This is a genomic window from Sphingobacterium lumbrici (genome assembly GCF_006476045.1).
Lineage (GTDB): Bacteria > Bacteroidota > Bacteroidia > Sphingobacteriales > Sphingobacteriaceae > Sphingobacterium > Sphingobacterium lumbrici.
This window is the reverse complement of the sequence record NZ_SRZY01000023.1, coordinates 162,947-181,794: the sequence shown is the minus strand read 5'-3', so window position 1 is coordinate 181,794 and position 18,848 is coordinate 162,947. Positions and strand designations below refer to the sequence as shown.

Annotated in this window: 22 protein-coding genes; 11 read left to right on the top strand and 11 right to left on the bottom strand. The window is 38.3% G+C overall.

Going from position 1 to position 18,848, the window contains the following annotated elements:
• Positions 1–116 precede the first annotated feature (116 nt).
• The 10 genes from lptC to E4F24_RS06095 all read right to left on the bottom strand — a co-directional run bounded on the left by lptC (position 117) and on the right by E4F24_RS06095 (position 8,782).
• Entirely contained in the window at positions 117–719 is a 603-nt protein-coding gene (lptC, locus tag E4F24_RS06140; protein ID WP_140937782.1) for an LPS export ABC transporter periplasmic protein LptC, read from the bottom strand.
• A gap of 1 nt (position 720) precedes the next feature.
• Positions 721–2,046 (bottom strand): BamG family beta-barrel-assembly machinery protein, encoded by a 1,326-nt coding sequence (locus E4F24_RS06135; RefSeq protein WP_140937781.1) that lies wholly within the window; start codon positions 2,044–2,046, stop codon positions 721–723.
• Between the two features lie 163 nt (positions 2,047–2,209).
• A complete protein-coding gene (locus E4F24_RS06130) occupies positions 2,210–3,193 on the bottom strand; it encodes a DUF6427 family protein (protein ID WP_140937780.1) in 984 nt (327 codons plus the stop codon).
• 66 nt (positions 3,194–3,259) lie between these two features.
• On the bottom strand, positions 3,260–3,475 hold the full coding sequence (locus E4F24_RS06125; RefSeq protein ID WP_140937779.1) for a CcmD family protein: 216 nt from the start codon (positions 3,473–3,475) through the stop codon (positions 3,260–3,262).
• 8 nt (positions 3,476–3,483) lie between these two features.
• Positions 3,484–4,149, bottom strand: coding sequence for a cytochrome c biogenesis protein CcsA (ccsA, locus tag E4F24_RS06120; protein WP_140938112.1), 666 nt, complete (start codon positions 4,147–4,149; stop codon positions 3,484–3,486).
• 16 nt (positions 4,150–4,165) lie between these two features.
• Positions 4,166–4,825: a heme exporter protein CcmB gene (locus E4F24_RS06115; RefSeq protein WP_140937778.1), complete on the bottom strand. Its 660-nt coding sequence runs from the start codon at positions 4,823–4,825 to the stop codon at positions 4,166–4,168.
• Positions 4,826–4,918: 93 nt separating this feature from the next.
• Positions 4,919–5,296 (bottom strand): hypothetical protein, encoded by a 378-nt coding sequence (locus E4F24_RS06110; RefSeq protein WP_140937777.1) that lies wholly within the window; start codon positions 5,294–5,296, stop codon positions 4,919–4,921.
• 96 nt (positions 5,297–5,392) lie between these two features.
• Positions 5,393–7,228: an ABC transporter ATP-binding protein gene (locus E4F24_RS06105; protein WP_140937776.1), complete on the bottom strand. Its 1,836-nt coding sequence runs from the start codon at positions 7,226–7,228 to the stop codon at positions 5,393–5,395.
• A gap of 62 nt (positions 7,229–7,290) precedes the next feature.
• Positions 7,291–7,833: a hypothetical protein gene (locus E4F24_RS06100; RefSeq protein ID WP_140937775.1), complete on the bottom strand. Its 543-nt coding sequence runs from the start codon at positions 7,831–7,833 to the stop codon at positions 7,291–7,293.
• Between the two features lie 160 nt (positions 7,834–7,993).
• Entirely contained in the window at positions 7,994–8,782 is a 789-nt protein-coding gene (locus E4F24_RS06095; protein WP_140937774.1) for an SAM hydrolase/SAM-dependent halogenase family protein, read from the bottom strand.
• 257 nt (positions 8,783–9,039) lie between these two features.
• Between E4F24_RS06095 and E4F24_RS06090 the strand changes: the two genes are divergently transcribed.
• The 11 genes from E4F24_RS06090 (at position 9,040) to E4F24_RS06040 (ending at position 18,370) form a co-directional block, all read left to right on the top strand.
• Positions 9,040–10,014 carry a PhoH family protein gene (locus E4F24_RS06090; protein ID WP_140937773.1) on the top strand — a complete coding sequence of 325 codons (975 nt, stop codon included), beginning with the start codon at positions 9,040–9,042 and terminating at the stop codon, positions 10,012–10,014.
• Positions 10,015–10,048: 34 nt separating this feature from the next.
• Positions 10,049–10,993: a phosphoribosylaminoimidazolesuccinocarboxamide synthase gene (locus tag E4F24_RS06085; protein WP_140937772.1), complete on the top strand. Its 945-nt coding sequence runs from the start codon at positions 10,049–10,051 to the stop codon at positions 10,991–10,993.
• Between the two features lie 78 nt (positions 10,994–11,071).
• Positions 11,072–11,443, top strand: a complete 372-nt coding sequence (locus E4F24_RS06080) for an STAS domain-containing protein (protein WP_140937771.1) — start codon at positions 11,072–11,074, stop codon at positions 11,441–11,443.
• A complete protein-coding gene (locus E4F24_RS06075; RefSeq protein WP_140937770.1) occupies positions 11,443–12,354 on the top strand; it encodes a ribonuclease Z in 912 nt (303 codons plus the stop codon). Before E4F24_RS06080 ends, E4F24_RS06075 begins: the two co-directional genes overlap by 1 nt.
• A gap of 49 nt (positions 12,355–12,403) precedes the next feature.
• Positions 12,404–13,462, top strand: a complete 1,059-nt coding sequence (gene hisC / locus E4F24_RS06070; RefSeq protein WP_140937769.1) for a histidinol-phosphate transaminase — start codon at positions 12,404–12,406, stop codon at positions 13,460–13,462.
• A 2-nt stretch (positions 13,463–13,464) separates the two neighbouring features.
• Positions 13,465–14,604, top strand: a complete 1,140-nt coding sequence (gene hisB / locus E4F24_RS06065; RefSeq protein ID WP_140937768.1) for a bifunctional histidinol-phosphatase/imidazoleglycerol-phosphate dehydratase HisB — start codon at positions 13,465–13,467, stop codon at positions 14,602–14,604.
• A 63-nt stretch (positions 14,605–14,667) separates the two neighbouring features.
• Positions 14,668–15,258 carry an imidazole glycerol phosphate synthase subunit HisH gene (gene hisH, locus E4F24_RS06060; protein ID WP_140937767.1) on the top strand — a complete coding sequence of 197 codons (591 nt, stop codon included), beginning with the start codon at positions 14,668–14,670 and terminating at the stop codon, positions 15,256–15,258.
• A gap of 22 nt (positions 15,259–15,280) precedes the next feature.
• The gene (locus tag E4F24_RS06055; protein WP_140937766.1) at positions 15,281–16,033 is read left to right on the top strand and encodes a 1-(5-phosphoribosyl)-5-[(5-phosphoribosylamino)methylideneamino]imidazole-4-carboxamide isomerase; all 753 of its coding nucleotides are present in this window, start codon (positions 15,281–15,283) and stop codon (positions 16,031–16,033) included.
• A gap of 1 nt (position 16,034) precedes the next feature.
• Positions 16,035–16,787 (top strand): imidazole glycerol phosphate synthase subunit HisF, encoded by a 753-nt coding sequence (gene hisF / locus E4F24_RS06050; protein ID WP_140937765.1) that lies wholly within the window; start codon positions 16,035–16,037, stop codon positions 16,785–16,787.
• Positions 16,788–16,817: 30 nt separating this feature from the next.
• Positions 16,818–17,402, top strand: a complete 585-nt coding sequence (gene hisIE, locus E4F24_RS06045; RefSeq protein WP_140937764.1) for a bifunctional phosphoribosyl-AMP cyclohydrolase/phosphoribosyl-ATP diphosphatase HisIE — start codon at positions 16,818–16,820, stop codon at positions 17,400–17,402.
• 71 nt (positions 17,403–17,473) lie between these two features.
• Positions 17,474–18,370: a WD40 repeat domain-containing protein gene (locus E4F24_RS06040; RefSeq protein ID WP_140937763.1), complete on the top strand. Its 897-nt coding sequence runs from the start codon at positions 17,474–17,476 to the stop codon at positions 18,368–18,370.
• Here the strand turns inward: E4F24_RS06040 and E4F24_RS06035 are convergent.
• On the bottom strand, positions 18,367–18,837 hold the full coding sequence (locus E4F24_RS06035; RefSeq protein WP_140937762.1) for a GAF domain-containing protein: 471 nt from the start codon (positions 18,835–18,837) through the stop codon (positions 18,367–18,369). The genes E4F24_RS06040 and E4F24_RS06035 overlap by 4 nt on opposite strands.
• Between the last annotated feature and the right edge of the window lie 11 nt (positions 18,838–18,848).

The window sequence follows — 18,848 nt, the reverse complement described above, 5'->3', positions numbered from 1 at the left end:
TAGTTATTTAATTGACCTAATTTAAAACAAGGCGCAAGATACAACTTTTATGAAAAAAAATGTAATATTTTATAATTCTATGAAAACAATATTAATTTTCCGGTGTTAAGTCTCGTCTAATTCCCAAAGAAAGGCAATTGGGACTGGCTAGAGGGGACGAAATATCCTGTTGGAAATTGCGTTTTAATATCAACTAATTTGTCATCGGCCGTAAAAGATGCTGCTTGATAACTTACCTTACCATCTTTATCTTCGAATAGAATATTGACATGATTATAGTAGATTTTCTTTTTCTCATCATAAAATAATTCCTCCGTTTTTATTTTTGATCCATCGGATCGAGTAATAACGACATTCTTTTTAAATTCAGTAATACTTTCCTTGGCGCGTTGAAGAGCATAGTCTGAAGTTACGCGTTGGAGCTCTTTCCCTACGGAGACCTCATCATAAAAGATAATTTGAATACCTTTTTTGAATTCGTAATTGCCTGTTGTGTCGTGATAGATACGCATTTCGGGAGCAGTCAATTGAGCTTTTACCTTTGCCGAGTCGCTATATATTATTTTCACATTTTTGGAAATATCCACAGCCTCTTCCTCTTGGATATTAGCCAGACGGTCTATGTCTTTCATGTCATTTTCACAACTACTAAACGATAAAACCCCTATTAGCAAGAAAAGTAATAGGGGATAAAATCGGATATGTTGGGTGAAGATCATCTTAATCTAAACTGCGTCTTATAAACCAGGTATCGTTGATTGTAAATCCTAGATTAATATTAATATAACGTTCTCGTACCAAGTTATTATTCAAGGTTCCTTGTTGTCCAAATTCTGCAGATACGTTGATTCGAGAAAAAGTTCGACCAAAATTCGATTCTGAAAGTGGTAAACCTAAACCAACTGTTACCGCCATATCTGCGATATCGTTGTTATTTAATCGTAGTTGCGTTTGATTGTATCGGAATCCCAGACGATAATCTACGACATTCCAGTATTTAATAGAAGTAGGGTCGGGTTTGAATTGTCCGCCTATAGCGACACCATAATTTCCGCCTAATTTAATTTCTCCTTCCCGTGTTTGGAAGTTACTCCAATCCGTATATTTGAAATCGGCACCTATCATCCAATTGTAACCTTTGGATAAGGTGAAACCAATATTGTGTTTTAGAGGTAAGTTGATCTTTCTATTTACGCCTACTTCAAACAAAGACGTATCCTTTGCAATATTTTGAAAATCGTCATTTAGCGAGGGTTCGATGCGGGTTTCCAAACGCGTAGTTTTACTGTTTATAGTGTTATTTAACGAACCGGAATATCCGACGGTGATGTTCATTTTCCTACCCAATGATTTGAAATATTGAATACCGTAATCTATTGTAGCTCCTCTAATCAAGCGTGTTTCTTGTTTCCGTGTGTTATAGGCGTCGAATGAGTATGGAAATTCTACCTGAGCTATGTCGGACAGATTTCCAAATAAGAAACCTACATTCGCTCCTACACTTAGTCCTTTAATCGGACTCAAGCCGTAACCTACGAAAGCTTTATTGACTCCACCTTCACCAGATATCGACTTCTTATAGGTCAAGGTGTCATATATCGAAAATTCTGAAGAGTTATAGCCTACATCCGAATAAGGAATCAATCCAAAAGCAATACCACCCGCCTTGGCTAGTGGAATCCCTATTCCAATATGGCTAAATGCAAAATCGCCGGTGTTATCTGTTGCCGATCCTTTAGCCAGTTGGGTTATGTTGCCATACAGTCCCGCTTCCAGGATTGTTCTTGAAAAGGCGGAGTAACTCGCTGGATTTGCAATATTAAGGATTGGTAGACCTGCTTGATAGCGTACACCTGCAGAAATACCAGCCATGGATCGAGTTTGTGGTAATAAATCTTCACGCATCTGGCCCAAACCAAATCGAGAATAAGGAGAATGCGAAGTGGATTTTTGAGCGAAGGCCTGTAAACTACACATCGCTAGTCCTATACCAATTATGATTGTGAATGCCTTTTTGGTCGTATCGGCTTTAATTTTTTTATACATATTTTTTTAAAATTCCGCTTCATAATGAGTAACACATTTAGAGAAACTCGTTAGGTCAATCTTTGCTGATTTTTTGCGCTTTTTCGGTACAAAACTATCTATTTTTTGATGAATCCGTTAGTTCATTTTGTTAAAAAAGGTTAAACGATTGTCTTTTAGTTTGTTATGCTAATTGAAAGTACATGATAGTTCCTATAATGAGAAGGTATAATGTCTCATACACCCATTTCGTTTTTGCGTAGTTAAAATAGTAGGCTAAATAAATAGATAGGGGGGGGGCACATAACAAAAAATGATTGATCGTAATATGGTCATTTAGATAAAAAGATGCACCTATTAAGGTCAGCATAAAAAATAAAAGCTGAAATGATTTCCGAATATGGACTATACTTTTGAAATATTGATCTTTTAAAATGAATAAGAAAAAAATAAGTGTAATAACGATGGGAATCATCACGAGATAGTCATAAATATCGACGTGCAATGTCGCGGAAAATTCATTGGTGAAAGGTGAAAAAATAGCTAAAAAATCATCGAATCGATCAACCCAATAATAGATTACTCCTAGCAAAGTATATACAGCAGCTAAACCTAATAATGGTGTAACCCATTCCCGCCAGATAAACGGTCTGAAGATAATTAAACTGATCCAGAGTAAAAAAAACAGGACGATGAACGGAAAATAAATCAGGCTTCCTATTCCTACAATCATCCCCAGATCAAACATCAATCCCTTTACATCAGCTTGCTTGTAAATGTTAAATAGCTTGGTCAACATCCAAATGGTGATGAAATTACAAATCAGCGTAGGGGATAGTACTAAAAATGGGAGAAACAAGCTGACTAAGGTCATATACATCAAGGCTGTTAAAAAATTGGGTTTGCCCAGGAAATTATAGTGATTAATTAGCTTGTTGAGAAAAAAAGCTTGAAGAATTGTCAGAATTAGGGTAATTAATACATTCATGGAAGGATTAAGATTTCCTCCAATTTGTATGCCTGACAAATTGTTGATTGCAGGTTCAAATAAAATGGGAGTAAGGTTTTCCGGCAAATGAAGAAAAACGCCCAAACATAAAAATGTACCAATAATCGAAACTAATGCGATGTTGAAGGGCGTAAATTTTCGATGTTGATGTATAATCATGAAATTTATTGATACAATGTTATAGTGGTCTCGGATTGAAAAATATAGGTATTTGTTTGCGATAACCTATTTGTGGTTTTCTAATTTTTTGATTTTGCGATCAATAGAGAACAGGTACAGAAAAACGCCAATAATTAAGGTGAGTACGACGAGTACAACAACCCATATTTTTCCAGAACTTCTTAGTCCGGTTGCCATTTCTATTTGCTCTATTTGAGATTGTGAAGTCGCTATTCCCAGCGAACATATAATGGATAGAAAAGTCAATATTAAAGTTTTCATATATATCATTAATCTAATTTATTCCTTTTATTTTCTATTAATCTTAATCTATAACGCAGTGTACATATCCATATTCCGGTGAGCATCCATCCCATAACGGCCGTATAAAAAACAGGACGTATACTATTATCCATATCAATATCGCTAAATGTGGAGTTTCCGCCACTTCCGGGATGTAGGGAGTCTGTCAATTTGGGCAAAATATATATCAATACGATCATGATCGGGAAAGCAAAGATGTTGTAAACGGCAGATATTTTCGCTCTTTTTTGTTCTTCTTCTAAGGCATTACGAAGTACGAGGTAGGCGAGATACATGAGTGTTGCAATTGCCGAACCATTTAGTTTGGGGTCATTCGGCCAAGGGTCTCCCCATGTGATATTGGCCCACTGCATCCCTGTAAGAAGCCCTAAGAAGCAAAATAATATACCCACATTTACTGCTTCCACCGCCATGATATCGTGGTTTCTTTCTCCACTATTTAAGTACTTTACACTAAATATTACAGAAATTAAATACAATGTGATCATACTAAACCACATCGGAACATGAAAATATATATTGCGGATCGTTTCATTTAATATCGGCAAAACCGGTACGGGACCCATAAAGCCAGCAACTACGGAAGAACAGACCATTACCATCGCCAATATTTTCCACCAACTTTTTCTCATCATTGAATACGTATTTTTAATCTCTCCAAAGGTAGGGAAATAACAATAAAGATATTGTAATAGTAATTACATTAATTGCTAAAAGTACCCCAATCTCTCCGTAGCTGATACTACGCTCAAGCCCCTGAAGTGCATTTTGAGAAAGTTTGATCAATACGATTAAAAGAGGGATGATGACCGGAAATGAAAGGATAGCCATTATTGTGCTATTGTTTCCGGTTTTAGAACTTATACCCGATACCATCGTAAAAACTGTAGCAAAACTAATGCTGCCTAATAGGATGGCTATAAAATACAGGGAAGGGTCTCCAACAGGATTTTTGAAAATAACAGAATATACCAAATAGGCGATGACGGAGAGAAAGGTCATCAACAAAATATTGTATATTATTTTTGATAAGATAATCGCCTTAGCGCTTGCAATGCTGTAATAGTAAAGTTGCCTGTATTGACTTTCCTGAACGAAGGATCTGCTGATCGCATTAATGGATGCGAAGAGTAATATAATCCAAAATAAGGCATTCCAAACTAGCGTATCTACAGATTTGAATGCTTGATAGCAGACAAAAACTGTAGATACGATATAGAGTAAGATGCTGTTGATAGCATGTTTAGAACGCCATTCCAATAAGACATCTTTGGATATTAAAGTTTTGACTTGCTGAAAAAAACTCATTTCATGCAAACTTAGATAAAATGCTTTGTAATTCGTAATTTACATTTGCATGCGATCCAACTAAAGCCTTCTTAAACGGATGTCCTGAGTCGGTTAGACATTAGGAATGTCTGATTTTGCCTTGTCTGCAACATTTTCTGCTTTTGTTGAAAATTTATGAGCGGCATCTGAAGCTTTACTTGCCCAGTCTGTAGCCTTTTCAGAAGCTTTGTCTATTACTTGTTTCCCGACATCCTTAGCACGAACTTTAAGGTCTTCTAAATCCGATTTTGCTGTTTTAGCAAATTTGGCTGCTTTTTTTGCCTCTTTTTTAGAAATTTCCTTTATTGATCTGGTAAGATCTTTGATTCCTTCATTTGCACGATCTAGATGTTTCTTGCCGTCTTCGGTACCTAGTAAATAATATGCAACTGTACCTACGGCTAATCCTAATAATGCAAATGCTACCAATCCGTTTCTATTCTTTTCCATAACGTGTGCTTTTTTTATAATTTCCTGTAATCTACTTGTTTCAAATAAAACAACTGTTATTCCAAAAAGTTTGGAAGAAATACGATTAACAAAAATTTAACGCACTACCTTTTGGGTAGACTGTAACATGAATAGATGGTGATACAAACCGCTTCCCTTTGAGAGTAGATCGATGTGGTTTCCAGCGTCCGAAATGATCCCATTTTCAACAACTAAAATAGTGTCGGCGTTTTTTATGGTAGAAAGTCTATGCGCAATGATAATAGATGTTCGGTTTTTCATCAGTTCTTCTAATGCTTCTTGTACCAGTCTTTCTGATTCAGAATCTAAAGAAGAGGTTGCTTCATCGAGGATTAAAATAGCCGGATCTTTTAATAGTGCTCTTGCAATAGCAATACGTTGGCGCTGTCCGCCAGATAATTTTACGCCTCTTTCTCCTACTAGTGTGTCGTATCCGTCGGGAAATCCCATAATGAAGTCATGAGCGTTCGCACGTTTGGAGGCTATAATAATGCTTTCGGCATCGGCATCTAATCGGCCGTAATTTATGTTCTCGCGGATAGTTCCTCCAAACAGAAGTACATCTTGGGGAACAATGGCCACTTGATTCCGAATATCGGTCAACGAGAAACTAGAATATACGCTGTCATCATACCGGATTTCGCCCGATTGAGGTTGATAAAATTGCAGTATCAGTGAAGCTATGGTCGATTTACCCGTTCCACTAGGACCGACTATCGCTATTTTCTGCCCAGCTTCGGCCGTAAAAGATATATCTTTCAGAATTTGCACATCGCGTCTTGACGGATAAGCAAAGGCAACATGATCGAATGTGAGTTTACCTCGGATAGGTCGGCTTATTTCTTTGTCTTCTTCGGATACTTTAATATCTTCTGTTTCCTCATTCAATATCTCAATTACACGTTCGCTGGCCCCTAATGCACGTTGGACACCGGCATATAGTTCCGGAAAGCTTCCCATAGACCCCGCGACAAACATCGAATATAAAATATAAGTTGTCAGGTCGCCTACAGTAATTTCTCCTGCAGATACCAGTGAAGCGCCATACCAAATTACCGCGATGACGGCTCCAAATATGCAGAAAATAATAAAAGACGCAAATATTCCGCGATACGTAGCGCCTTTTACAGCTAAGCTAACAACAGCATCCAATTTCTTGGAATATCGCTTCGCTTCATAGAATTCGTTGACAAAGGCTTTGACATTGCTAATGCCTAATAGGGTTTCCTGAACAATACTGTTGGAGTCTGCTAATTGGTCCTGAGTTTGTCGCGAAAGGCTTCGGATAAATCTTCCAAAAAATATGGCCGTAACTACTAATATCGGTAATATGCACAGATTCATTAAAGCGAGCTTGGGTGACACAATTACCAGTAAGACTACGCCTAAGGATAGGCTGATCGCCTGCCGTATCATCTCCGCCAAAGTGGTAGTCATCGTATCTTGTATCTGCGATAAGTCGGACGAGAGTCTGCTATTCAGTTCGCCCACTCTTCTATTGGCAAAAAAATCGATAGGTAGTGTGATTAATTTATAATAGGTGTCTCGGCGAATGCTGGACAATGCTTTTTCGGCAACCTCTACAAATAGTCTGATTCGAAAAAAAGACATTATGGATTGAAAAAATAGAATACCTAAGGAGAGGGATCCGATGAAAAGAATGCTATTGGGTAGCCAAGGATAAGTTTGTTGTCCTTGTGCGGAATCTATCATCGCACCTAGTAGCGCAGGCAAAGTAAGCATGGTAAGGCTTGATAGAATCAAAAAAAACATCCCAAACATAAATTTTGTACGGTAAGGTTTGAGGTAAGAAAATATTTGAAATGCTTTCTTTACTAATGCCTTATTTAGCTTGGGTTTCGGTAAATCCTCGGAATGTGAATCCCCACTATTCAATCTCGGTCTGGCCATCTATGCTATTCTTAATATCCATTTTCGAGAGGCAAAGATAAAGATATAAAGTTTGGCGGTTATCAAACTTTCGTCACTTTTTGGGATTTTAATGCCTTACGCTGTCTGAAAATAATAAATCCGAGTGTAGCAATAATGAAGCAGCTGATGTAGAACATATTATTCCCGCTTTGTCCTTCATTTTTTAGTTTTTTTATTTTTGCTCTGAATTTATCGTTTTCTTGCTGAAGTTTGGAAATCGTCTTCATATATGCCGTTACCTGTGTGTCAAATTCTGTAGCTAACGTCTGAAACTTCTCGCGTTCAACGTCTTTGAGGTCAAGCAATTTACGTGCTTCTATGAAAATTTTGTTGTCGTTGATGACGATCGTTTTCAGGATGTCAATGGATTTTTGCATGTCTCCTTTCGTTTTGAAGATTCCGAATACGCCTGTTTTCTGATCTAACGAAATATTGTATTCCTCAAATTTGCGACTACGTTCATCTAATAATGTATTTACCCGCCTGCGCTGTTGTTCGAACAAAGCTGAATCAACTGCTAAGTTTTGAGAAAATAGTGGATGACCTAAGCATATTAATATAATAACGTACAATACTTTTTTCATCTGTATAATTTTTATGTATTTGACCTGTTGTGCATGACTTTGCTAAATCTGCCCTCAATGGTATGAGTGAGTTTCCTTTGGTTGATTATTCATTTGTATTTATGCATAAATGCATTCATCGACAGATGGGTGTATCGGTTGTTTCACTCAAACCTTAGATTTATCTGTCCAGAAATTTAACCATAATGGTTTCGTCTTGGTGTAAACCAAGCAGATTACTCGCATGCCCTTTATTAATGGCGATTTCCAAATAATTGCTAATACCGAAAAGACAGAGTTTTTCACCTTCAGACACTTCGTTATAATGCCAGCTCATTTTTTCAATAGTCTCATTGCGTTTGAAAAATAAGGTGAAATTTCGACCTTTTTGAATCTGATTGAATAGATCTTTACTGATATTGCTTATGACGTTTCCAAAAGAATCAATATAAGAAACGTGTCCTTTGATGATATTGTTGTTTTCAATAATCGGAAGGAGGGGTTTCTTTTTAAGCGGCTCATCGATTTTTGATCCTAGTTCGTTGATGTCTCCTCCCTTGGCGATATGGCAGGCGGCTTTCGCCAAAATATCAGCCAGTGGAAAGTGAAGGAATCGAAGATCCTGCATCACTTCGATTTCAACCAGCTCTTCTGCTTTGTCGTCACCCAATATAATGCTAAATATCCCGTTGTCTGCTCCTACAAAATAATGTCCATTGTGTTTCATGGCTACATAACTCCCCCCCTCCTGAAAAACAGTATCTATTCCGATTAGGTGAACCGTGTTTTTAGGGAAGTAATGGTAGGCATTTTGTAAGATAAATGCTGCATTTTGGATATTGAAGGAAGGGATCTCATGGCTGATATCGAACAAACGAACGTCAGGCAGCAATGATATAATGCTACCTTTGAGTGCGGCTTGATAAAAGTCGCGATATCCCAAGTCTGTCGTTAATGTTATTACTCCCATACCAATAGCACGTTATCTTTTAGAACGCGGTAAAAATAGCTTTATGAATTCTTTATCAAGCTACAAAAGTAGTAAAACTGCTCATTTTGCATGCTAAAAGCATTCAAATTAATTAATATTTTTCACAATTCTTAATTGGCCAATTTAAGTTTGTAAATTTGAATGTTTTAATATAAGATATTGACAAAAACTCATTCGGAAATCGAAAATCTTATCTATATTTATCCACAAGGTATCACAAGTTAAATTAAATTAGTTTGAGCGAATTAATCATCAATCTAGATAGTGTAAATCTAGTTTCCTTATGGGGAGCACAAAATGAAAACTTTGAGTTTATAAAAAATGCATTTCCAAAGTTGCGTTTGGTTGCAAGAGGTGATGAATTGAAAGTGTTAGGTGAAGTGGTTGAACAGAAGGTTTTTGAAGAATATTTTAACGGGATATTGGATCACGCTACTAAATTTAATTCCTTGTCGGCGCAGGATTTGGAGGAATTGTTGCGTTCAAGAGTTGTTGCTTCGCCGTCTGTTAAAAAAGATAAGCCGGAAGAAGGGGCTGTCGCCTTCAGAGGGGAACCTATCGTGTACGGGCCTAATGGTTTGATTGTCAGAGCCCGGACAGCTAATCAACGTAAGATGGTAGAGAGTATTAATAAAAACGATATTCTTTTTGCTATAGGTCCGGCAGGTACAGGAAAGACGTATACTGCAGTTGCTTTGGCTGTACGCGCTTTACGTAATAAGGAAGTAAAGCGTATTATTCTGACACGTCCGGCAGTAGAAGCTGGAGAGAATTTGGGTTTTTTGCCCGGAGACCTCAAAGAAAAAGTGGATCCTTATTTACGTCCGTTATACGATGCGTTGGATGACATGATACCCGTAGAAAAGTTAAAGGGATATTTAGAAAATAGAACAATTGAAGTGGCGCCTCTTGCATTTATGCGCGGCAGGACATTGGATAACTGTTTTGTGATCCTGGATGAGGCGCAAAATGCGACAGATATGCAGCTCAAAATGTTTTTGACACGTATGGGGCCTACCGCTAAGTTTATCGTGACAGGCGATCTGACGCAAATAGATTTGCCGAAAAAAACACAGTCCGGATTGGCTACTGCGGTAAAGATACTGGAAAATGTAGAAGGTATAGACGTTATACATCTTACCGGTTCAGACGTAGTTCGTCATAAATTAGTGAGGAGGATTTTAGAAGCTTACGGCGATTTAAATAATTAGACTAAAAAAGGGGTACGTTGTGTACCGATGATATATGAACGCGATAAAAGAAACAAATTTTAATTTTGATAAGCAGACTGCTTTTTATAGAGGTAAGGTTAGAGACGTGTATACGATCGATAATCAATATTTAGTGATGGTTGCGTCAGACCGTATTTCGGCTTTTGATGTCGTATTACCTCGGCCTATACCTTATAAAGGTCAAGTATTAAATCAGATTGCGGCTAAGTTTTTGAAAGCAACGGCCGATATCTTACCCAATTGGGTCGTATCGATACCTGATCCTAGTGTCACTATTGGTCAGATGTGTGAGCCCTTTAAAGTTGAAATGGTCATTCGTGGGTACTTAGCAGGACATGCTTGGCGTACCTATGCTGCTGGCGGACGCGAATTGTGTGGTGAAGTATTAGCTGAAGGCTTGAAAGAAAATGACAAACTTCCCGAGCCCATCATTACTCCGACTACCAAAGCGGCAGTAGGTCACGATGAAGACATTTCCAAAGTGGATATCTTAGTTAAAGGAATAGTTAGTGAAGAAGATTATGCACAATTGGAAAAATATACTAAAGCACTTTTTCAACGCGGAACGGAGATCGCGAAGGAACGAGGATTAATCCTGGTTGATACAAAGTATGAGTTTGGAAAAAAAGATGGTGAAATTTATCTGATAGATGAGATTCATACACCCGATTCTTCTCGCTATTTTTACGCTGAAGGATATGAAGAGCGGCAGGCGGCAGGAGAGCCCCAGAAACAACTTTCGAAGGAGTTTGTTCGTCAGTGGTTGATTGAAAATGGCTTCCAAGGTAAAGATGGCCAGCAAGTTCCGGAGATGACGGATGAGATCATAGCGTCTATTTCAGAACGTTATATTGAGTTGTATGAGCATATTACGGGAGAAAAATTTGTTTATCCCGAAGCGGAAGAGGTACTGATTCGAGTTGAAAATAATGTGAAAGGTGCATTAGCCGTACTTTGAGAGAAACAGGCAAGTAGGTTCGTGAAATAGTCGCATATTGATAACGGCTTAATAGACAATATATTAAATGAATGCATTATGAAATATACGATAGATAAGCACGAAAGATATGTAGTAATTGAACCTTTAACTAAGCTCTTAAACGGTGAGGTGGCTGCATTTTTAAAAGGCGAGTTCATGTTACGTAATACCAGTGGTCAACGTAATATCGTTTTGGATCTGTCGAATGTGGAGGAATCAGATGGGGATGGTATTCGTGTAGGATTGCTTGCTCAGCGTCTATGTAATGCTGTAGGGGGAATGTTTATTCTTACGGGCGTATGTTTACAAATTGAGGATTTTTTAAGGATGGCCGGATTGGAAAGAAACTTTACCATTGTAAAATCTATTAGTAAAGCGGAAGATTTAATCTTCGGCAATGAAATACAACGCGAGTTAAGGGGAGAATAATGAAATTCGAAGTGTTGATTTTAGGAAATAGTTCGGCTACACCGATGTACGAACGGCATCCGTCATCTCAAGTTTTGAATTTCAATGAGCAGCTGTTTTTGATTGATTGCGGTGAAGGTACGCAGATGCAACTCTTTCGCTACGGGATAAAGAGTAATAAGATATCTCATGTTTTTATTAGCCATTTGCACGGAGATCATTATTTTGGACTGGTAGGGCTATTATCTTCCATGAATTTAAGCGGGAGAAAGAGTGAATTGCATTTGTATGCGCCCTCAGCGCTCAAGGAAATTCTGGATATACAGTTTAAACATTCTGATACGACATTGCGTTACGATCTCATTTTTCATTCGACTAATTCGGAAGAATCTGAAGTTATTTTACAAACTAAAATGTTGACGGTTACTTCTTTTTCGTTGAAACATCGTGTGCCGACTACAGGCTTTCGTTTTGATGAAGGAAAGCGATCAGCTTCTCTGATTCGCGAAAAAATAGAAAAGTTAAATGTACCTACGGTCTTTCTCTCTCAATTAAAAAAAGGAGTCGATTGTATAGGCACAGATGGTACACGATATAGCGCTTCTGAATTGACGTCGCCTGCGCCTCGATCTAGAAGTTATGCCTACTGTTCGGATACACGTGCATTTGCCGGCTATATTTCCGCTATCCAACATGTGGATTTGCTTTATCACGAAACTACCTTTCTACACGAAATGGTAGATCGGGCAGAGGAAACGTTTCATAGTACAGCACTAGAGGCTGCTGAAGTAGCATTACAAATCGGAGCAGGCAAATTGTTAATGGGTCACTATTCGGCCAGATACCGAGATTTGACCCCATTATTAACCGAAGCAAAGTCAAAATTTTCGAATACACATCTTTCTGAAGAAGGTAAGTGGTATTTAGTTTAGTGATTTTGTAGATTTTTCCCCATATTTACACCTCGAAAAATAGTAGACAATGAATATGTCTTTCAACTTAAACACGTTATTAAGGGACAATATAAAAAATTTGGTTCCCTATTCATCAGCGCGCGATGAATTTAAAGGCGAGGCTTCCGTATTATTGGATGCGAATGAAAATGCTTTTGGATCTCCGTTAGCACAGCATTACAACCGATATCCGGATCCTTTACAGCATCAGGTGAAACATAAATTGTCTGCTATAAAAGGTGTTCCTGTCGAAAATATATTTTTAGGCAACGGTAGCGACGAAGCTATTGATATTTTATATCGTGCGTTTTGTCGTCCACAATTGGACAATGTTATTCTTGTACCACCCACATACGGCATGTATGAGGTATCTGCTAATATAAACGATGTACCTGTCCGTAAAGTAAACCTGACGGCAGATTACGAATTGGATATGGAAAATATTGCAGAGGCCATCGATACCAATACAAAAATGATCTTTATCTGTTCACCGAATAACCCTACTGGAAATAGCATCAATAGAAAAAATATAGAAACTATTCTTACCTATTTCCCGGGTATCGTAGTTATCGATGAAGCGTATATCAATTATTCGAGACACAAATCATTTACACAAGAATTGGCAGAATATCCGAACTTGGTGATCCTTCAAACCCTTTCTAAAGCTTGGGGATTGGCGGCTTTACGCTTGGGTATGGCATTCGCGAGTAAAGAAATAATCGATATATTCAATAAAATAAAACCTCCTTATAATATAAATCAAGCTACACAAGAATTGGTTTTGGAAGCATTGAACGGAGTCGATATTGTGAACGAGTGGATTAAAGAGGCCGTGGCAGAGCGGGATAAGTTAGCGTCACATTTAGAAAAATTCGAACAGGTGTATCATATTACCCCTTCGGATGCTAATTTTATATTGGTTAAATTGCAAGAACCGAGAGCATTATACACGTATTTGGTAAGCAAAGGTATTATCGTTCGTGACCGTTCTAAAGTCGAGCTTTGTGAAGGATGTCTTCGTATTACAGTGGGGACCCCCGAAGAAAACAAGAATTTAATAGCCGCATTAAGGCAATTTTATAACTAATCATGTCAGAAATAGTGAAAAGAGTCTTATTTATAGATAGAGATGGTACATTAATCGTAGAACCGGAGGATGAACAAATTGATTCCTTCGCCAAACTTAAGTTCTATCCCGGTGCCCTGCAATATTTACCTAGGATTGCGAAAGAACTTGATTTTGAATTGATCTTGGTGTCGAATCAAGACGGATTGGGTACAGATTCACATCCGGAAGCTAACTTTTGGCCTGTACATCATTTTGTCATTGACACGTTTAAGGGAGAAGGAGTAGAATTTGCCCAAGAGCATATCGATAGAACTTTTCCACATGAAAATGCACCTACCCGTAAGCCCGGAATAGGTATGTTAGAAAGCTACTTCGATGTAGCGAAATACAACTTGGCTGAATCGTTTGTGATTGGGGACCGCGTGAATGATGTGAAATTAGCTCAAAATTTAGGCGCTAAGGTGATTTGGCTGCGCAACAACGATGAGCTTGGAAAAGCAGAAAATCTTGAGATTTCGGATGAAGTGATCGCACTGGAAACGGCACAGTGGAAATCTATATATGAATTCCTGAAGTTGGGAACACGTACAGGAGAATATCACCGTAAAACAAACGAAACCGATATCTACATCAAGTTAAATTTAGATGGTTCAGGAAAATCGGATATCGATACAGGATTACCTTTCTTCGATCACATGTTGGATCAAATCGCCCGTCACGGCGCTATAGATCTGACTATCAAAGCCAAAGGAGATCTTCATATCGACGAGCATCACACGATTGAGGACACGGGTATTGCACTTGGAGAGATTTTCTTGAAAGTTTTAGGCGATAAGCGTGGTATTGAACGATATTCTTATACCTTGCCTATGGACGATTGTCTGGCACAAGTTGCGTTGGACTTCGGAGGACGTAATTGGATTGTGTGGGAAGCAGAATTTAAGAGAGAAAAAATTGGAGACATGCCAACGGAGATGTTCTTCCATTTCTTTAAGTCGTTTTCTGATGCATCTAAATCAAATTTAAATATCAAAGCTGAGGGAGATAATGAGCATCATAAAATTGAAGCGATTTTCAAAGCTTTTGCCAAATCGATAAAAAAAGCGGTGCGTCGCGATGCAGATAATATGCAATTGCCGAGTACTAAAGGAGTGTTGTAGAACACGGATAAAAGAGTAAGGACAAAAGAGAAAAATCAGATCTCACTACTCAATACTAACAAAATGATAGGAATAGTAAATTACGGCGCGGGTAATATATTTTCACTTACTGCAGCATTGCAGCGAATCGGAGTGGAGTATGGTATGATTAATCAAGTGTCAGATTTTGACCGATATGATCGTATCATCATTCCAGGTGTAGGTCATGCTGGTGCTGCGATGCAAAAACTTCGGGAGACAGGCCTAGTGGAAGATGTTTTGCAATTAGAGAAGCCTGTTTTGGGTATATGCGTCGGCATGCAGCTTTTGACGGCATATTCCGAAGAAGGAAATGCCGATTTACTGAATATATTCCCGTTGAAGACGTTACATTTTGACCAACGAGTCCAGCTAAAAGTACCTCATATAGGATGGAATAGGGTGTGTGCTGAAAATGAATGTCCTTTATTCCAAGATATTCCCGATAATACGTACTTTTACTTCGTACACTCTTATTTTATTGAATACAGTGGGCAATATACTGGAGCTGTCTGTGAATACGGCTTGCCTTTTTCTGCTGTAATTCAAAAAGGTAACTTTTATGGCGTACAGTTTCATCCGGAAAAATCCGGCAAATATGGGGAGCAGCTTTTGCTAAATTTTGCGATAATATAATTTTATTAAAATATAAACAACTATGTATATCATTCCTGCGATTGATGTTTTAGACAAAAAAGTAGTTCGATTAAGAGAAGGATCTTATGAAGATGTCACTACTTACGAAATTTCATTAGAAGAGCAAATCAGAAAGTACCATGCAAATGGTACTGAACTTGTTCATATCATCGATCTCAACGGAGCGAAAGGTGATTTTTCAAATCAAGAATATTTATTTGATATCGTACAACGCACCGATATGAAAGTACAGTACGGAGGCGGCGTTCGTAGTATCGATAAAGTGAAGGAACTTGTTGATGCAGGAGTATTTCGTGTTATCGTAGGTACGCAAGCGATTACAAATCCATCTTTTTTGGAAGAGTTAAGTACGTTAAACGAAGGACGGACAAAATATGCAGATCATATCATAATAGCGATCGATGTGCTGGATGAAGTTATTAAATATTCGGGATGGTTAGAGAGCTCACCAATTAAGTTGATTGAATATATTGACAAATGTTTGGCTTTAGGTTTCTTCCGTTTTCTATGTACTGATATCAGCAAAGACGGGAAATTAGGTGGAGCCGGAGTTGAACTGTATCAAAAACTGTTGGATCATTCTCCTATTATCAAATTGATTGGCTCAGGTGGTATCAGCTCCATGCAGGACATTGAAGCATTGAAAGCGTTGGGACGAATGGAATCTTGTGTTGTTGGGAAGGCAATATATGAGAATAAGATTAGTATCGAAGAAATTAAAGATTGGAATCTGAAATCACTAATTAATTTCTAAGATGTTAGCAAAACGCATCATACCGTGTTTAGATGTTAAGGATGGACGTACTGTAAAAGGGGTTAATTTTGTTGATTTGCGTGATGCGGGCGACCCTGTAGAGCTCGCTTGGCAATATTCAGAACAGGGTGCGGATGAGCTCGTTTTTTTAGATATTACAGCTACGCACGAAAAGCGTAAAACAACGATTGATCTTGTGAAAGCTGTGGCTCGTCAGGTAAATATTCCATTTACAATTGGAGGTGGAATAAATGAAATAGCCGACGCCGAAGTACTGTTAAATGCTGGTGCCGATAAAATATCAATCAACTCTGCGGCCGTCCGTAATCCAGATCTGATTAACCAATTGGCCAACGCATTCGGGACACAGTTTGTCGTTGTCGCGGTAGATACCAGATTAATTGACGGAAAGAATTATGTGCATTTGCGTGGAGGGCGTGACAAAACGGAAATAGAAACCGAGCACTGGATAAAAGAGGCAGAAAATAGAGGAGCAGGCGAAATCCTATTAACCTCTATGGATCACGATGGAACGAAGAATGGATTTGATAATTCACTGTTAAAGAAAATAAATGATCAGATTCGGATCCCATTAATTGCATCAGGCGGTGCCGGCAATCAGCAAGATTTTGTGGATGTGTTTCAATATTCAAATGTAGATGCGGCATTGGCAGCATCCGTATTTCACTATGGCGAGATACGGATTCCGGAATTGAAAGATACACTAAGAAAGCAGGGGATTGCTGTTCGATGATATAGGATTAGAACAAAGATAAAAAGAGTAATGGTAGATTTTGAAAAAGGAAATGGATTAATTCCGGTAATCGTTCAGGACTTTCAAACATTGGAGGTGTTGATGTTGGGTTATATGAATGAAGAAGCCTGGCAGAAAACGCAAGAGGAGAAGAAAGTAACTTTCTTCTCAAGAAGCAAGGACAGGCTGTGGACGAAGGGTGAGGAAAGTGGTAATTTTTTACACGTAAAAAGCTATCACATCGATTGCGACAAGGATACTATACTTATTAAGGCACAGCCAGAGGGCCCCACTTGTCATACGGGGACTCGAAGTTGCTTTAACACGGATTATAACCAAAATTTTATAGCCGAATTAGAACGGATCGTGCAGCAGCGTTATGCATTTCCTTCCGATGAATCATACGTAAACAGATTGCGCGTACGGGGAATTAATAAGATTGCTCAAAAAGTGGGAGAGGAAGCCGTAGAAACCGTGATAGCAGCTTTGACTGAATCCGAACACGATTTTATCAATGAAACTTCAGATTTAATTTTTCACCTTTTAGTATTATTACGGGAAAAAGGTATAAGTCTAGAAACTATAGCGAAAAATTTAGAAAATAGACATCAGTAACTTATTCGTGTATTTGCAAATTTGCCTAATCGCGCATTCGCTATTTGCCTATTTCCTCAAGAAGTTTTATTATGAGTGAATTACTTTTAAAAGGAACGTTAGCAGGACATCAGAACCCTATTTTTGCATTGGAGGGTATTCCGGGAAAATCTCTTTTTTTTTCCGGAGGAAATGATAAAGGAGTTGTGGAATGGGACTTGGAGGAGATGAAATTCAAGCGAATTCTGTGTGCTGTGCCAGCTTCCGTTTATACGTTATATCATATTCCCGACACAAATTATCTTGCAATCGGCATGCGTAATGGAGAGATCTATATTGTAGATTTTACCAGGCAGGAATTGATAGCAAAGTTGAAAGTCGAGGCCGGAGCGGTATTTTGTATTAAATCCTTGCGCGGTAAGCAGGAACTTATTGCAACAGGTGAAGAGGGGAAAGCCTATGTCTGGGATTTAAGAAATTTCGAACTGCTTTATTGTTTTTCGGTTTCAAAGACTACCGTTCGGACATTCTCTATTTTGGAAGATGAAAGCAGGATCGCATTTGGGGATAAAGATGGCGTTATTTATATCGTGGATTCCTTGGATTACCATTGCATTGAAAAAAGGCAGGTGCACGCCGGAGGCGTTACAAGCCTTGCTTACTTCAAGCAAGATCTCTATTCCGGAGGCAGGGATGCTAAACTCTTTCAATTGAACGCCCATTTGGAGACCATACATCAAATCATACCGCACATGTTTACCGTGTATGGGATTGCAACTTTAGCTCCATTCTCCAAGCTAGTCACTGTAAGCCGGGATAAGACTATTAAAGTTTGGAATACAGCATTAAATTTACTTAAAAATGTGTCTAAGGATAGGGGAGATAATTCCCATACGCTATCGATTAATGCAGTCTATTTCGATAATCTTACGCAGGCGTTGGCGACCGCCGGGGACGATAAGCTGATTAAAATCTGGGCTGTCAGCTAGTCTATCAGCGACAGTATTTTGGTTAATTTCACTTCATCAATGTGATCAAAATCATCCAATTTATTGCTGTCCACATCTAAAACCCCTATTATCTGCTTGTTTTTGTAAAGGGGAATTACTATTTCAGATTTGGAAAGGGAATTGCAGGAGATATGTCCCGGAAATTCTTCTACGTTGGGTACGATTAAACTTTTCTCTTGTGCCCAAGCAGTTCCGCACACACCTTTATTGTAACGAATCCGTGTACAGGCTACAGGACCTTGAAAAGGACCTAGAACCAATTGGTCATTTTTAACCAGATAGAATCCTACCCAAAAAAAATCAAATTGTTCTTTCAGCGCCGCAGCGATGTTTGCCAGATTTGCAATGAGATCTTCCTCTTCTTCCAAAAGCGCTTTTATTTGAGGAAATAACGTATCATATTGATCTACTTTACTTCCCGTTATGATGTTAAGATCTTCAGCCATATTAAATATAA